General features: G+C 72.1%; 11 protein-coding genes. 6 read left to right on the top strand and 5 right to left on the bottom strand.

The annotated features are described in order from the left end of the window. The first annotated feature begins 68 nt into the window (after positions 1 to 68). From AC1D29_RS21805 to AC1D29_RS21785, 5 genes are all read left to right on the top strand, one after another. Positions 69 to 785, top strand: coding sequence for a TetR/AcrR family transcriptional regulator (locus AC1D29_RS21805; protein WP_477901346.1), 717 nt, complete (start codon positions 69 to 71; stop codon positions 783 to 785). An 11-nt stretch (positions 786 to 796) separates the two neighbouring features. After that, positions 797 to 2,182 (top strand): TolC family protein, encoded by a 1,386-nt coding sequence (locus tag AC1D29_RS21800; RefSeq protein ID WP_477901344.1) that lies wholly within the window; start codon positions 797 to 799, stop codon positions 2,180 to 2,182. Positions 2,183 to 2,196: 14 nt separating this feature from the next. After that, positions 2,197 to 3,336, top strand: coding sequence for an efflux RND transporter periplasmic adaptor subunit (locus tag AC1D29_RS21795; RefSeq protein ID WP_477901342.1), 1,140 nt, complete (start codon positions 2,197 to 2,199; stop codon positions 3,334 to 3,336). Between the two features lie 14 nt (positions 3,337 to 3,350). After that, positions 3,351 to 6,431 carry an efflux RND transporter permease subunit gene (locus AC1D29_RS21790; protein WP_477901340.1) on the top strand — a complete coding sequence of 1,027 codons (3,081 nt, stop codon included), beginning with the start codon at positions 3,351 to 3,353 and terminating at the stop codon, positions 6,429 to 6,431. A 155-nt stretch (positions 6,432 to 6,586) separates the two neighbouring features. Then, entirely contained in the window at positions 6,587 to 7,177 is a 591-nt protein-coding gene (locus AC1D29_RS21785; protein ID WP_477901338.1) for a PEP-CTERM sorting domain-containing protein, read from the top strand. 66 nt (positions 7,178 to 7,243) lie between these two features. Here the strand turns inward: AC1D29_RS21785 and AC1D29_RS21780 are convergent, their stop codons facing one another. Together AC1D29_RS21780 and AC1D29_RS21775 are read right to left on the bottom strand one after the other, a co-directional pair. Continuing rightward, a complete protein-coding gene (locus tag AC1D29_RS21780) occupies positions 7,244 to 8,353 on the bottom strand; it encodes a lactonase family protein (protein ID WP_477901336.1) in 1,110 nt (369 codons plus the stop codon). Next, on the bottom strand, positions 8,350 to 9,648 hold the full coding sequence (locus tag AC1D29_RS21775) for an alanine racemase (RefSeq protein ID WP_477901334.1): 1,299 nt from the start codon (positions 9,646 to 9,648) through the stop codon (positions 8,350 to 8,352). Before AC1D29_RS21775 ends, AC1D29_RS21780 begins: the two co-directional genes overlap by 4 nt. Positions 9,649 to 9,756: 108 nt before the next feature. Here AC1D29_RS21775 and AC1D29_RS21770 point away from each other — a divergent pair, with 108 nt between their 5' ends. Next, positions 9,757 to 12,228, top strand: a complete 2,472-nt coding sequence (locus AC1D29_RS21770) for a hybrid sensor histidine kinase/response regulator (protein WP_477901332.1) — start codon at positions 9,757 to 9,759, stop codon at positions 12,226 to 12,228. Between the two features lie 13 nt (positions 12,229 to 12,241). Here AC1D29_RS21770 and AC1D29_RS21765 read toward each other — a convergent pair whose 3' ends face one another. The 3 genes from AC1D29_RS21765 to AC1D29_RS21755 all read right to left on the bottom strand — a co-directional run bounded on the left by AC1D29_RS21765 (position 12,242) and on the right by AC1D29_RS21755 (position 14,362). Further along, positions 12,242 to 13,198, bottom strand: coding sequence for an MHFG family PEP-CTERM protein (locus AC1D29_RS21765; RefSeq protein ID WP_477901330.1), 957 nt, complete (start codon positions 13,196 to 13,198; stop codon positions 12,242 to 12,244). A gap of 37 nt (positions 13,199 to 13,235) precedes the next feature. Next, the gene (locus tag AC1D29_RS21760) at positions 13,236 to 13,889 is read right to left on the bottom strand and encodes an N-acyl amino acid synthase FeeM domain-containing protein (RefSeq protein ID WP_477901328.1); all 654 of its coding nucleotides are present in this window, start codon (positions 13,887 to 13,889) and stop codon (positions 13,236 to 13,238) included. A 92-nt stretch (positions 13,890 to 13,981) separates the two neighbouring features. Continuing rightward, a complete protein-coding gene (locus tag AC1D29_RS21755) occupies positions 13,982 to 14,362 on the bottom strand; it encodes a DUF1801 domain-containing protein (RefSeq protein WP_477901326.1) in 381 nt (126 codons plus the stop codon).

Below are 14,362 nucleotides of genomic sequence, written 5' to 3'. Positions count from 1 at the left end.
ACCGAATGCGAAAAAACGATACAAAACGAAATCAATCAAGCGCTTGATTGTGGATAAAGTCGCCCCCCATGCCCAGGAAGTCCCTTACGCCCCAGCCACCCCAATCCGCCTCGCCCGCCGCCCCGCCGCCGCCGCGCGCCGGGCGCCGCCCCAAGCAGGACGCCGTCGACGCCCGCGCCGCGCTGCTGAGCGCGGCCACGCGGCTGTTCGCGGAGCAGGGCGTGCCGGTGACGACCACGCGCGAGATCTGTGCCGCGGCCGGGCTGAACGCCGGCGCCATCCACTACCACTTCGGCGACAAGGACGGCCTGTACCGCGCCGTGCTGGCCGGGCCGCTGGAGGCCTTGCATGCCGAGCTGGCCGGCTTCGACGACCCGGCGCTGTCGCTGCGCGAGGTGCTGCGGCGCGTGCTGACGCCCTTCATGGTCAGTGAGGACCACCCCGACGAGCGGGCGGTCATGCAGCTGTTCCTGAACGAGATGCAGCGGCCGAGCCCGGTGTTCGCGCAGGTCTTCCGCGAACTGATGGTGCCCGTGCACCAGAGCATGGCCGGCGTGCTGGCCCGGCACATGGGCCTGGCCGAGCCGGACGACGCCGTCAACCAGCTGCTCTACGGCCTGCAGGCCATGGCGCACGACTACTGCCTGAGCCGCCCACTGATGGACTTGATGACGCCCGGCTGGCTGGACGCGCCGGGCGCACTGGAACAGGCGGGTGAGCGCCTGGTCGACTGGGGCCTGGTGCTCGTCGACCACGAGCGCCGCCGCCGCGGCCTGACCCCCTGATGACGCCCCCGATGAAGCTTTCGACACGACTCCTGCCGCTGGCGCTTGCCGCCCTGCTGGCCGCCTGCACGACCCCCAAGGCGCCCGCACCCGAGGTGCCGGCGCGCGTGCCGGCCGGATGGCTGACCCCCGCCGCCGGCGCGGTTGAACTGGCGCCGGCCTGGTGGCTGTCCTTCAACGACCCGGCGCTGGGCGGCCTGATCGACAAGGCCTGGGCGCAGAGCCCCACGCTGGCACAGGCCCGGGCGCGGCTGGCGCTGGCCCAGGCGCAGCGCCAGTCCGCGCAGGCGGCGCTGGGCCCGGCGCTGCAGAGCCAGGTCGCGCCGCAGCGCAGCCAGATGGCGCCGCCGCTGACGCCCAGCAGCAGCGCGAAATGGACGCTGCAGGCTGGCTGGGAGATCGATCTCTTCGGCAGTGCCCGCGCCAGCCGCGACGCCGCGGGCGCTCGTGCCGATGCCGCCGCGCTGACGCTGGCCCATGCCCGCCAGACGCTGGCCGTGGAGGTCAGCCAGGCCTTGTTCGCCTGGCGCCACGCGGACGCGCAACTGACGCTGGCGCGCAGCGACGAGGCGCTGGCCGAGCGCCTGGCCCGGGCCGACGACGCGCAGGCCCGCGCCGGCACGCTGAGCGCCGCGCAGGCCGCGCTGAGCCAGACGCTGGCGGCGGCAGCGCGCACCGCGACGCAGGCCTGGGTGGAGCAGCGCGGCAGCTGGCTGCAGACGCTGGCCCTGCTGGTGGCCGACGACGCCGCCACGCTGGCACGCGAGCTGGACACGCGGCCCCTGCCCGCGCCCGCGGCGCTGGCCGTCAACGTGCTGCCGGCCACGCTGCTGGCGCGTCGCGCCGACCTGGCCGCCGCGCTGCGCCAGTGGCAGGCCGCGTCGCTGGACGCGCAAGGCCAGGCCATCGCCGAGCGCGCGCCGCAGCTGAGCTTCTCGGCGCTGGTCGGCCGTGGCCGCTGGGAGCTGGGCTCCGGCAGCACCAGCGGCACGATCTGGAGCCTGGCGCCGACGCTGTCCATTCCGATCTTCGACGGTGGCGGCCAGGCCGCGGCCACGGCGGCCGCCCGGGCCCAGGAGGCCGAAGCCCGTGCGGGCCTGGAAGCGCAATGGCGCGGCGCGGTGGCCGAGGTCGAGCAGGCGCTGCTGCGCTGGCATGCCGCCGACGCGCGCCGCCGCGAGGCCGAAAGCACGCGCGGCCACTGGCAACGCATCGCCGATGCCAGCCGCGCCCAGGCCGGCGCCGGCCTGTTGAGCGGCTACGCGCTGGCCCGCGACGAGCGCAATGCGCTGACGGCCGGCAGCGACGCACTGGACGCTGCCCGCGAACAGACGGCCGCCTACCTGCAACTGGTCCGCGCCCTGGGTGGCGGCTGGACCGAGCACCAGAACCCCTGAACCCGATGACGACCATGAAGCTCACGAAGCCTTCCCTCCCGTCCGTCGCCAGCGCCACGCTGCTGCTGGCCCTGGCCGGCGCGCTGCTGCTGGCCTTGCAACCCGCCGATGCCGCCGACGCCGTCGCCGCCACCAACGCGGCCCCCCGGCCGGCGCTCAGCGTGGCCGCCGTGCAGGCCAGCAGCGAGCGCTGGCCGCAGACGCTGTCCGCCAACGGCAGCCTGGCCGCCTGGCGCGAGGTGCAGGTGGGCACCGAGGCCACCGGCCAGCGCATCGAGCGCGTGGCCGTGGACATCGGCCAGCGCGTGAAGAAGGGCCAGCTGCTGGCCCAGCTCGCGTCCGCCAGCCTTGCGGCCGAGCTGGCCGCCAGCAAGGCCAGCCTGGCCGAAGCGCAGGCCACCGCGCAGGACGCGGCGGCCACCGCACGGCGGTTGAAGAGCCTGGCCGGCACTGAGGCCGTCAGCGCCCAGCAGGTGGAGCAGGCCCAGGCCAGCGACGCCGCGGCGCGCGCCCGCGCGACCGCGGCGCAGGCCCGCGTGGCGGCCGATGAGCTGCGCCTGTCCCACACCCGCGTCGTCGCGCCGGTGGATGGCGTGGTCGCCACCAAGGACGCCGTCGAGGGCGGCCTGCCGCAGCCCGGCCAGACGCTGTTCACGCTGATCCGCGACGGCCGCCTGGAATGGCGTGCCGAGGTGCCCGGCGCCGACCTGGGCACCATCAGCACGGGCCAGAAGGTGCGCATCACGCCGGCCGGCGGCCTGCCGCTGGACGGTCGCGTGCGGCTGGTGGCGCCCACCGTGGACCCGGCCAACCGCATGGGCCGCGTGCTGGTCGACGTGCCGGCCAACCCCGCAGCGCGCGCCGGCATGTTTGCGCGCGGCGAGTTCGCGCTGGGCGAGACGATGGTGCTGACGCTGCCGCAGTCGGCGCTGCTGTTGCGCGACGGTTTTGCGTACGTGTTCCGAATCGAAGGCAGCAAGGTGCGCCAGGCCAAGGTGGACACCGGCCGGCGCCAGGGCGACCGCGTCGAGGTGCGCGGCGGGCTCAAGGCCGGTGAGCCGGTCGTGGCCCAGGGCGTGGGCTTCCTGGCCGACGGCGACACCGTGCGTGTCGTTCCGACGCCGGCCGGCGCGGCCAGTGCCGTGGCGAAGTGAGGCGAGAGGCTGCCATGTTCAATTTCTCCGCCTGGGCCATCCGCCAGCCCATCCCCGCGCTGCTGCTGTTCGTCATGCTGACGGCGGCCGGACTGCTGGGCTTCAAGGCCATGAAGATCCAGCAGTTCCCCGACATCGAGCTGCCCACCATCCTCGTCACCACCAGCCTGCCCGGCACCGCGCCGGCGCAGATGGAGACCGAGGTGGCGCGCAAGGTCGAGAACGCCATCGCCACCGTGCAGGGCCTGAAGAACATCTACACCAAGGTGCAGGACGGCACGGCCACTATCACGGCCGAGTTCCGCCTGGAGAAGCCGGTGCAGGAGGCGCTGGACGACGTGCGCAGTGCCGTGCAGGGCGTGCGCTCCGACCTGCCGGCCGACCTGCGCGACCCGGTCATCACCAAGATGAACCTCAGCGGCGCGCCCATCCTGACCTACACCGTGTCATCCAGAGGCATGGACGACGAGGCGCTGTCCTGGTTCATCGACAACCAGGTCACCAAGCGCATGCTGGCCGTGCGCGGCGTGGGCTCGGTGGCCCGCGTGGGCGGCGTGGCCCGGGAGGTGCGCGTTGAGCTGGACCCGGCGCGCCTGCTGGCCTTGCGTGCCAGCGCCGCCGACGTGTCGCGCCAGCTGCGCCAGACGCAGCAGGAGGCGGCCGGCGGCCGCGCCAACCTGGGTGGTGCCGAGCAGAGCGTGCGCACTATCGCCACGGTTGGCAACGCGCAGGAGCTGGCCGCGCTGGAGATCACGCTGGCCGATGGCCGCCGCGTGCGGCTGGACCAGCTCGCCACGGTCAGCGACACGACGGCCGAGAAGCGTTCGGGCGCGCTGCTGAACGGCGCGCCGGTCGTCGGCTTCGAGATCACGCGCACCCGCGGTGCCGGCGAGGTCGACGTGGCCGCCGGCGTGCGCGCCGCGGTCGAGGAGCTGAAGGCGGGCCACCCCGACATCACCGTCACCGAGGCCTTCAACTTCGTCGACCCGGTGGTGGAGAACTTCGACGGCAGCATGACCTTGCTGCTGGAAGGCGCGCTGCTGGCCGTGCTGGTGGTGTGGTGGTTCCTGCGCGACTGGCGCGCCACCTTCGTCAGCGCGGTCGCGCTGCCGCTGTCGGCCATCCCGACCTTCGCCGTCATGCACTGGATGGGCTTCACGCTCAACGTGGTGACGCTGCTGTCGCTGTCGCTGGTCATCGGCATCCTGGTGGACGACGCCATCGTCGAGATCGAGAACATCATGCGCCACCTGACCGGTGGCAAGAGCCCCATCGACGCGGCCCGCGAGGCGGCCGACGAGATCGGCCTGGCCGTCATCGCGACGACCTTCACGCTGATCGCCGTGTTCCTGCCCACCGCCTTCATGGCCGGCGTGCCGGGCAAGTTCTTCGTGCAGTTCGGCTGGACCGCGGCGATCGCCGTGTTCTTCAGCCTGGTCGTCGCGCGGCTGCTGACGCCCATGATGGCCGCCTACATCCTGAAGAAGCCCAGCCACGACCCGGGCGAGCCCTTCTGGATGGCGCGCTACCTGCAGCTGACGCGCTGGTGCCTGACGCACCGCGGCAAGACGCTGGCCTTCGCGACGGTGTTCGCGGTGGCGAGCTGCTCGCCGCTGTTCGCCGGCAAGATCGCCGGCGCCTTCATCCCGCCGGACGACCTCAGCCAGACCCAGGTCTACATCAGCCTGGAGCCCGGCAGCACCTATGCCGACACGCTGAAGGTGGCCGTGGCCGCGCGCGACGCGGTGGCGAGGAACCCGCACGTGAAGATGGTCTACACGGCCGTCGGCGGCGGCGCGGCGGGATCGGACCCGTTCGCGATGGGTGGCGCGGCCGAGGCCCGCAAGGCCACGCTGACGATCAACCTGACGCCGCGCGGCGACCGCAAGGGCACCAGCAAGCAGGCCATCGAGCGCGACCTGCGCGCGGCGGTGGAGGCCATCCCCGGCGCGCGCTTCAACGTCGGCTTTGGCGGTTCCAACGAGAAATACGTGCTCGTGCTGGCCGGCGAGGACGGCGAGGCACTGACGGCGCATGCCGCCAAGGTGGAGCGCGAGCTTCGCGGCCTGGCCGGCATCGGCCAGGTCACCAGCAGCTCGGCGCTGCAAAGGCCCGAGCTGATCGTCAAGCCCGACAGCGCGCGGGCGGCGGACCTGGGCGTCAGCACCTCGGCCATTGCCGAGACGCTGCGCATCGCCACCAGCGGCGACTACGACCAGTTCCTGCCCAAGCTCAACCTGGCGCAGCGCCAGGTGCCCATCGTCGTCAAGCTGCCCGAGGGCGCGCGCACCGACCTGGCGCTGCTGAGCCAGCTCAACGTGCCGGGCGCCCGCGGCCCGGTGCCGCTGGAGCAGGTGGCCGACATCGCGCTGGGCACGGGCCCGGCGCAGATCGACCGCTACAACCGCGCCCGCAACGTCAACTTCGAGATCGAGCTGAACGGCGAAGCGCTGGGCGACGTGCAGGCGCGCGTGGCGGCCCTGCCGTCCGTCGCCCACCTGCCACCGGGCATCATCAAGACCGAGGTCGGCGATGCCGAGGCCTTTGCCGAGCTGAGCGCCAGCTTCCTGCTGGCGATGGGCACGGGCGTGGCCTGCATCTACATCGTGCTGGTGCTGCTGTTCCACGCCTGGGTGCAGCCGGTCACCATCCTGGGCGCGCTGGTGCTGTCCATCCCGGGCGCCATCCTGGCGCTGTTCGTCACCGGCACCGACCTGTCCATGCCGGCCATGATCGGCATGATCATGCTGATGGGCATCGCGACCAAGAACTCCATCCTGCTGGTGGAGTACGCCATCATGGCCCAGCGCGAACATGGCCTGGGTCGGCTGGACTCGCTCATCGATGCCTGCCACAAGCGCGCCCGGCCCATCGTCATGACGACGCTGGCGATGGGCGCCGGCATGCTGCCCATCGCGCTGGGTTTCGGCACTGACCCGAGCTTTCGCGCCCCCATGGCCATCGTCGTCATCGGCGGGCTCATCATGTCGACCTTCCTGAGCCTCTTGGTCATTCCGGTGCTGTTCACGCTGGTGGACGACGGCATCCGCAAGATGACGCCCAGGCGTTGGCGCAAGGCCGAAGCAGTCGCCTGAGCGCCGGCCGACCGTGCAGATTCCACGGCGTGTTCGCCCGTGGCTTTCAAACGTGACAAAGCACCGGTCGGCCCCTCGACTCACGGGGGGCGTTGCAAGGAGGCGGCTCATTAGAGTCGCGCCGCTGCAATGCCTGCAGTGAGGAAGAGATCGTCATGAAAAGAACAGTTCTGGTCAGCATCCTGGCCCTGGCGGCCGCACAGGCCTGGGCCGCCCCGGTCACCGTGGCGTTTGAGAACATCGCCGGCGCGTCCAGCGTCACGAACTACGGCAACAGCGGGTTCACGAACCAGAGCTTCAGCTTCCTGCTGGACCATGGCCATGCCATCGACAGCGCGTATGGCGTCGGCAACTATGCCTTCAACAACGGCACGGACTGGCTGATGCACGACAGCACCGGCGTGCTGCGCATCAGCCGCGCGGGCGGCCAGCTGTTCGCGCTGTCGCAGTTCGACTACGGGCACTTCGGCCGAGGCGGCGCCACCAGCGTGACGCTGACGGGCTTCCATGCCGACAACAGCACGGTGACCCAGCTGCTGACGTTCACCGACTCCATCCAGACGCTGGCGCTGTCCTCGGACTGGGCCAACCTGAGCCGCGTCGAGTTCGCGGGCAACAACAACCAGGCCTACGACAACTTCGTGTTCAACCGCGAAGCCGCCGCCACCGTGCCCGAGCCGGCCTCGCTGGCGCTGGTCGGTCTGGCCCTCGCCGGTGTGGCTGCCGCGCGCCGCCGCCGCGCCTGAGCGGCTTCAGCTCTGCAGCAGATGGCATGGCCGCGAGGCCATGCCATTTTTCTTTTGGGACGACGCCTACAGCGCGCAGGCGCCGGCCGGGCTGGGCAAGGCGGTCTGCCGGCCCGTGAAGCGCGGCGCTTCGGGCCGGCTCAGGTCGAAGTGGCTGAGCTGGTCGCTGCGCTGGTTGCAGACATAGAGCTGCGCACCCGCGATGCAGGCACTGCGCGGGTAGCTGCCGTGCACCCAGTGGTGGTCCAGCAGCCGGGGCCGACGCGGCTCGGCGAGCGAAATGACGGCCAGGCTGTCGTGCAGGCGGTTCAGCGCGTACAGGTGCCGGCCACCGGGCGCGACCAGCAGGTCGGACGCGTAGTTGGTGCCGGCGAAGCCGGGCGGCAGCACGGCGATCTCGTCCAGCAGCCGTGGGCCGTCCGGGCCTAACGCGACGGTCGACAGCGTCGACGACTCCTCCTGCAGCACATAGACCAGGCTGGCGTCTTCGGCGTGGAAGGCGAAGTGGCGCGGGCCCGAGCCGGGGCTCAGGGCCAGCTCGCGAGCCGGCGATGTCGGCGCCGAGGCGGTCAGCGGCCAGGCCAGCAGGCGGTCGCGGCCCAGGTCAGTGCCAACCAGCCAGCGGCCGTCGGGGCTGGTCTGGATCATGTGGGCATGCGGCGCGTCGTGGCCGCTGTCGGCCTGGCTGCCGAGGGGCGCCTGGGCGGCGCGCCGCGGGCCGGGGTGACAGTCAGACCCAGCGCAGCTGGGCCAGCTCTGCGCGGCGCCCAGGCGTCCGTCGTCCTGCAGTGCCAGCGCAGCGAAGCGGGCATCGCCGTAGTGCGCCACCCAGACGCGGCCCGCGCTGACCGACAGGTGGGCCGGGCTGCGGCCGCCGCTGGGTGTGCGCTGCAGCAGGCTCAGCTGGCCACCGGCGTCCTGCGTGTAGACGGCAACATGGTCGCCGCCTTCCTCGGCGGCGTAGACGCGCCCGCCGTGCGCGGCCACCCAGCTCGGGCTGTGCGCATTGGGTGTGATGCCCAGCGGTTTCAGCCCACCGTCGGTGCCGAGGGCGAAGCTGTAAATGCCCTGGCCCTGCGGCGCATAGGTGCCGACATGCAGGAAGCGGGGAGGCGTGGCGGCGAGGGCGGGCATCAGTGGGACGGCGCAGGACAGGAGCAGTTGGCGGCGGTTCATTGGAACTGGGTCGTGATGGCGTCCACCACGCAGTCGTTGTCGTCGACGACGGCCATCCAGGCCCATTTGTCGAAGGTGGTGCAGGGGTGGGAGGGGCCAAGTGCGACGCGCGTGCCGACGGCCGGCCCGTCGCAGGCGGTCGGGTCCCAGCGCAGATACGCATGCTGGTCGTTCAGGCCGGTCACGCGCCAGCCCGCCGGCGCCGCCACGCGCCCGCCATCGCCCAGATGCCAGACCGGCACGGGCCAGCCCTGGTCGAACGAGACGTCGCGCCGGCCCGCGTTCAGCAGCGCCAGGCCCGGCTCCGGGCTGGACAGCACCTGCGTCCAGACCTCCAGCGCCGGCTGCAGGCTGGGCATGCCCAGCGGCGTGTGCAGGCGCGCGTCCATGGCCTGCATGTAGCGGCCGTAGTGCTCGTGGTCGTGGCAGATGTAGCAGCCGGAGCGCAGCAGGCCCAGGCGACCCGGCTTGCCGGCGATCACGGGCGCGACCAGGTCGAACAGCGCCGAGCCGCCGCCGCTGAGCCACAGCGGGTGGGCGTCGTCGTCCAGCAGGCCCTCAGCCTCGATGTCCGCCAGCAGCGCCTCGACGCGGCCCCGCCACTGCTGCATCAGCGCGCGGTCGGGCTCGCTCTCACCGCGCACCTGCAAGCCCTCGTAGAAGCCGATGCCGCGCAGCCGCAGCGCCGGGTGGGTCTTCAGCGCACGCGCAAGCGCCAGCGCCGGGCCGTGCTCGCGCAGGCCGCAGCGCGACGTGCCCAGCTCGATCAGCACGTCCAGCCGCGCTTCGCCGGCGCCCAGCGGCGCCCAGTGCGCAGCCAGCAGGTCCAGCTGCGCCTGCGAGTCGACGAAGAAGGCCAGCTCCAGCCCCGGGTGGCGCCGTCGCAGGTCCAGCAGCTCAGCCAGTTCGGCCGCGTTGATGACCTGGTTGGCGATCAGCGCCCGCCGCGCACCGGCGGCCACGCCCAGGCGCAGCTGGTGCACGTTCGCAAACGTCAGGCCCCAGGCGCCGGCGTCCAGCTGGCGACGGAACAGCTGCGGGCTCATCGTCGTCTTGCCGTGCGGCGCCAGTTGCACGCCGCGCTCGGCCGCGAACCGCTGCATCCAGGCGATGTTGTGGGCCAGCGCGGTCTGCCGCACGACGGCCAGCGGCAGCGGCAGCTCGGCGCCTTGCAGCGTCCAGCCGCGCTGCGCGACGTCGGCCAGCGGCAGCGGCGGCTGCAGCGCCGGGAAACCCTTCAGCCAGGGGCCGAGCCAGCCGGGGCGGGGCGTGTCGAGATCGTCGGGCGTGTCCATGCCCGCCATCATCGCCGGGCTGCATTGCCACCGCGACGGGGCGCACAGACGCCGATTGCGCTGAAACGCGCGGTCAGGCACGATGGGTTTCCTTCAGGCTCAACCCAAGTGGCCTACGACCTCGCTGACCCGGCCCGACTGGCTCTCCTGCGGTCGCTTGACCTGCTGCGCCCGCATGAGGACCCGTCGTTTGATCGCGTCACGGCCATCGCGGCGCTCGCGACCGGCCGGCCGACGTCGCTGATCACCTTCATCTCGCCCGAGGGCCAATGGGTGGCCTCGCGGGTCGGCTGGGACCAGTTGTTCCACCCGCTGTCGGAGTCGTTCTGCGTTCACGCGCTGGGCAGCGACCAGCTGCTGCAGGTCTGCGACGCGACCGGCGATCCGCGCTTTCGGGACAACGCCCTGGTCACCGGCAGTTCCGCGGTCAGGTTCTACGCCGGCCACCCGCTGCTGTTCGACGGTTTCCTGCTCGGCGCGGTGTGCGTGCTCGACAACAAGCCCGGGGCGCTGACGCCGGAGCAGGCGCAGGTGCTCAAGCACCTGGCGGACCTCGTGGCCGACCTGCTGCGCGTGCGACTCGAGCGCTCCCATGCCGAGCAGGGGCGCGCGCAGGGCGCCCAGCTGATGGCGGCGCTGGAACGGTCCGAGGCGACGCTGCGCGAAAGCGAGGAGCGCTACCGGCTGCTGTGGCAGACCACCACCGACGCGGTGCTGATCATCGATGACGCCGGCATCATCCGCTTCGCCAACCCGGCGCTGCAGACGATGTTCGGCCACAAACCCGAAGACCTCATCGGCCGCCATCTGGGGGTGGTGCAGCCCGAACGGCTGCGCGAGGCGCACACCCGCGGCTTCGGTGCCTACCTGCGCACCGGGCAGCGCCGGCTGAACTGGCGGGCGACGGAGACGGTGGGCCTCAGGGCCGATGGCACGGAGGTGCCGATCGAGGTGGCCTTCAGCGAACTGGCCGTCGGTGGCCAACGGCATTTCGCGGCCTTCATGCGCGACCTCACCGAGCGCAACCAGGCCCAGCTGGCGCTGCACCGCAGCGAGGCGCAGTTCCGGTCGCTGACGGCGCTGTCGTCCGACTGGTACTGGGAGATCGACGCGGACCTGCGTTACACCTTCATCTCCGACGGTGCCAAGCGCAGCGGCCTGCTCAACGTGGAGCAAGCCCTCGGCAAGCGGCTGTGGGACGGCTGCGCCGACGCCGACCCGGACGACTGGGTGCACCAGCAGGCCAAGCTGGCCCGCCACGAGGCCTTCCGCGATTTCGAGATGGTGCAGAAGGCCCCGGACGGCACGACCCAGGTGTTCCGCATCAGCGGCGAGCCGGTCCTGGACGACGACGGCGGCTTCGCCGGCTATCGCGGCGTCGGCCGCAACGTCACCCAGGAGCGGCGCGCCGAGGAGTCGCGCCGCGCGCTGGAGGACCACCTGCGCGAGACGCAGAAGCTGGAGGCCATCGGCGTGCTGGCCGGCGGCATCGCGCACGACTTCAACAACATCGCCGCCGGCATCCTCGGCAACACGCAACTGGCGCTGGGTGACCTGGAGGCGGGCCACCCCGCCGTGCAGAGCCTGCAGCAGATCCGCAAGGCCGGGCTGCGCGCGCGGGAGATGGTGCAGCAGATCCTGACGTTCGCGCGCCGCCGGCCCAAGCGCCCGGCGCATTGCGAGCTGCGCGAGCTGGTCGACGAGACGCTGGGCCTGCTGCGGCCCACCGTGCCGACGTCGGTCAAGCTGGAGGCGCTGCTGCCCGCCCGTCCACTGCGGGTCTTTGCCGATGCGACCCAGGTGGAGCAGGCGCTGATCAACCTGTGCGCCAACGCCTGGCAGGCGATGGCGGGGCGCCCGGGGCGCATCCAGATCGGCGCCGATGAGGTCACGCTGGACCGTGACGCCGTCGACCGCATCGGCCGGCTGGCGCCGGGGCGGTACGTGCACCTGTGCGTCCGTGACGACGGGCCCGGCATGGACGAGGCGACGGCCAAGCGCGTGTTCGAACCCTTCTTCACGACCAAGCCCGAGGGCGAGGGCACGGGGCTGGGCCTGTCGGTGGTGCATGGCATCGTGGCCGGGCACGGCGGCGCGATCACGGTCGACAGCACCCTCGGCCGCGGCACCACCTTCGACATCTGGCTGCCGGCCGACGACGACGCGGTCGTCACCGAACCCATGCTGCTGGAGGAGCAGGCGCCCGACGGCGAGGGCCGGCATGTGATGTACGTCGATGACGACGAGGTCATGACACTGATGGTCTCGCGCCTGCTGGAGCGCTCGGGCTACCGCGTGACGGTGTTCAACCACGGCGAGCAGGCGCTGCGCTGCTTCGAGCGCGCGCCCTGGGACATCGACGTCGTCGTGACGGACCTGAACATGCCGGGCACGTCGGGCCTGGACGTGCTGCGTGGCATCAACGCGGTGCGGCCGGGCCTGCCCGTCATCATCGGCTCGGGCAACCTGCCGCTGGAGGTCCTCGTCGATGCGGAGCGCGCCGGCGTGCGGGCCACGTTCGACAAGCAGAACACGCTGGAGGAGTTGCCGGCGTTGCTGGCGGATGTGCTGGGGCTGTGAGGTGCCGCGCGGCTCAGCGCTGCGCTGAACGTTCGCTGCCGCCGCGCCGCCTGTGGACCCACAGGGCGCCCGCGGCCAGCCCCACGGCCCACAACAGCGCGGTGGCCGGCTCTGGCACGGCGGGGGCCGGCGGCAACGGGGGGATGCCGGGCGTTGGCAAGGCCGGCGCCGGCGTGGGGTCTGCCCCGGGCGGCAGCGAGGGCAGCTCCGGTGGCGCGGGCGGCGTGGCGACGACGGGCGGCACCTCGGCGGGCGGCGCCGGTGATGCAGGCCATGGCGGCACGCCGGCAACCGGCGTCTCGGCCGCCGGCGGCAGCGGCTGCAGCGGCGTTGACGCGAGTGGCAGGTCAGTGGCGGGCGGCATGCGGGCGGCGGTGCGCGGTGGCGCCAGCAAGGGGTGCGCCGTGGGGCCGGCTTCGTCCACGGCTGCGGGCACCGGCGGCAAGCCGGCCGCAGGTGGATCGAAGATGAGCGGGTCGGCGGGGCCGCCCGCCGCCGCGGGAACGCCCCTTGCCGTGACGGCAGATTTGCGAACGATGCGGCTGACATTGCGGCAAATCAGGGGCACGGCCACGCAATGCCCGTCCTCGCAGTAGGCCAGCGCGCGCTGCTCGTGATCGGGGTGCCAGGAGTTGCGCGTGACCTTGCCGCAGATGCGCCGGGTGCCGAAATGCATGTCCAGCAGCGCGGGCTCGTAGCGGAAGTTGCCTTCTATCGTGCTGCGCCGGATGGACACGATGTCGTCATAGGCAAACGCCTTCATCCGCGCTTTCAGGCGGGCGCGGTTGGGCGCCGGGATGTCGGTGTAGTCGTCCACGGCGTCGGGCACGTCGCCGGCGAATGGGTCTTGCGCGGGCGCCCGCCATTCGCAAATGCCGCTGCCGCTCGCGGCGGGGGCCTGCGTGGCCAGCCCACAGAGGGCGGCGGCGAGGAAGAAACTGCCGATCCGTGACACACCGGTGCCCGGCAAGCGCCGTTCCCATGGCCGCGCCCGGCACAGGGCGGGTTCAGCACAAGGCGGCCAGCATCGCTGCTTCCGTGGCCGGGTCCCAGGCCAGCGGATAGAGGCAGCGCGCCTGCGTCAACAGCGCGGGGCGGCCGCCCCAGAAGGCGATCTGCTCGCGCACGGCGGCGAGGTCGAAGCTCATCAGCACGGCCGGTGCGTTCACGCGGGGGTTGTGGCGCGCCGTCGTGTGCGGCAGCCATCCCAGCAGGCGGCGGTAGAAGGCCACGTGGCGCGGGTTGACCTCGATGACGCCACGCGCGCAGCGGGCGCGCCGATGCGCGTGCAGGTAGGCCAGGTGAAAGAGCTGCGCCAGCAGGCGCTTGGGGTCGTGGGAATGCTTGTCCACGGCCAGGCTGCCGAACTCGCACAGCTTGACGCCGGCAGCACGCCAGGCCGCCAGCTCGGCTTCAAACAGCAGGTCGGCCTTCAAGCCGCCCGCGCCGTCGAAGCGCACGGTCAACGTGCCGATGACCTGGTCGCCGGCCCGCGCGGTGCAGACCACGTCACCCGCCTCGTGGCGGCTGCCGAAGCGCTCGCGCGTCACGGCCAGGCCGCCGTCGACGTAGCGGCGCTCCACCAGCCGCAGGGCGTCGCCCTCCAGGGCGCCGAAGTCGCTGTTCAGTGCCAGCGGCGTATCGCTGAAGGGGGTCAACATGGTGACCGCACTGTCGGCGGCCCATGTTTCAGGCCCGCTTCAACGCCGCGGGCCCGCTGTTGCGTTTGTTTCGTCGGCCCGCGGCCGCGCGCTCACTTCGCCTTGCTCTTGTTGTGCTTGACGGCGGCGCGGATCAGTGCCTTGAAGGCCGCCTCGTCGACGTCGCTGGCGGCATCGACGTCGATGGCCCGCCGCACCTTGCCTTCCAGGCCGGCATTGAACAAGCCCTTGGGGTCGGGCAGCGCGGCGCCGTGCGGGAAGGTCAGCTTGATCTTGGCCTTGTAGGCCTCGCCGGTGCACAGGATGCCGTCGCATTCCCAGACCGGCGTGTCCCATTTCCAGGCCTCGACGATGCCGTCGTCCGTGGCCAGGATGAGCTTGCGCAGCCGCGTCAGCGCCTCGGCGCGCCAGTCGCCCAGGGCGGCGATCTTGGCGTCTATGCGATGGGTGGGGGAGTCCTTGTCGGTCGTCAT

It is taken from the genome of Roseateles sp. P1_C6 (genome assembly GCF_056406315.1).
Note: the sequence above shows the minus strand (reverse complement) of the source record. Positions and strands in the feature narration are given on the sequence as shown.

Coding starts and splice junctions, on each gene's coding strand:
- AC1D29_RS21790 (WP_477901340.1), top strand. CDS start 3,351: ATGTTCAATTTCTCCGCCTGGGCCATCCGCCAGCCCATCCCCGCGCTG.
- AC1D29_RS21780 (WP_477901336.1), bottom strand. CDS start 8,353: ATGAACCGCCGCCAACTGCTCCTGTCCTGCGCCGTCCCACTGATGCCC.
- AC1D29_RS21800 (WP_477901344.1), top strand. CDS start 797: ATGAAGCTTTCGACACGACTCCTGCCGCTGGCGCTTGCCGCCCTGCTG.
- AC1D29_RS21760 (WP_477901328.1), bottom strand. CDS start 13,889: ATGTTGACCCCCTTCAGCGATACGCCGCTGGCACTGAACAGCGACTTC.
- AC1D29_RS21775 (WP_477901334.1), bottom strand. CDS start 9,648: ATGGACACGCCCGACGATCTCGACACGCCCCGCCCCGGCTGGCTCGGC.
- AC1D29_RS21805 (WP_477901346.1), top strand. CDS start 69: ATGCCCAGGAAGTCCCTTACGCCCCAGCCACCCCAATCCGCCTCGCCC.
- AC1D29_RS21785 (WP_477901338.1), top strand. CDS start 6,587: ATGAAAAGAACAGTTCTGGTCAGCATCCTGGCCCTGGCGGCCGCACAG.
- AC1D29_RS21755 (WP_477901326.1), bottom strand. CDS start 14,362: ATGACGACCGACAAGGACTCCCCCACCCATCGCATAGACGCCAAGATC.
- AC1D29_RS21795 (WP_477901342.1), top strand. CDS start 2,197: ATGAAGCTCACGAAGCCTTCCCTCCCGTCCGTCGCCAGCGCCACGCTG.